At 64.1% G+C, this 881-nt stretch carries 1 protein-coding gene; it reads left to right on the top strand.

What is annotated here, in order from left to right:
• The coding region (locus ACFDS3_RS20340) for an NAD(P)/FAD-dependent oxidoreductase (protein ID WP_375264146.1) at nucleotides 1–881 on the top strand (881 nt) is incomplete at both ends.

Here is an 881-nt window from a genome sequence, read left to right as displayed (position 1 = left end):
CTGGCCGACGACCCTGAATATCCGATCAATTACCATCATGCAGATGGCGGCATTCGACTGGCCAATACCGAACGGCAAATGGAAGGCTATCGCCATTTCGCCAGCGTCGCGAAAGGCATGGGCGTCGATTTCGAAATCATCGATGCCGAGGAATGCGCGAAACGACACCCGCTCATTTCCACCGACAACCTTCTTGGCGGCCTTTGGGACCCGCTCGACGGCGACATCGACCCCGCGCAGCTGTGCCAGGCATTGGCGCGCCGCGCCCGCCTCGCCGGAGCCGAGGTCTACCGCAACACCCCGGTCACCGGGCTGACCCAGCACAAGGACGACAGCTGGACCGTGCACACCGAGCATGGCGACATCAATTGCGAGATCGTCGTCAACGCCTGCGGCTACCGGGTGAACGAGGTCGGCGCGATGATGGGCGTGCACCATCCCGTCGCCTCGATGGAGCACCAGTATTTCCTGACCGAGCCGATCAAGGCGATCGAGGAGGCGGGCTTCCGCATGCCGCTGCTGCGCTGCCCGATCAGCGATTACTACTGCCGCCAGGAGAAGAACGGCCTGCTGGTCGGCTTCTACGAGCAGGACTGCAAGACCTGGGGAATGGACGGGATCGACCCGAACTTCGTCAACGCGCTGTGCCCCGACGATCTCGACCGGGTGATGGACGTGCTCGAAGGCGCCTTCGAGCGAATGCCGGCGCTGATGGATGTGGGCATCCACTCCGTCGTCAACGGCCCGATCACCTACACCATCGACGGCGCGCCGCTGGTCGGCCCGATCCCCGGCAAACGCAACGCGTTTTGCATCATCGGCCTGCGCGCCGGTCTTGGCGAAGGCGGCGGCCATGGCTGGCTGCTGGCGCAGCAGATCGT

Source organism: Palleronia sp. (assembly GCF_042089775.1).
Taxonomy (GTDB): Bacteria; Pseudomonadota; Alphaproteobacteria; order Rhodobacterales; family Rhodobacteraceae; genus Palleronia.
Note: the sequence above shows the minus strand (reverse complement) of the source record. Positions and strands in the feature narration are given on the sequence as shown.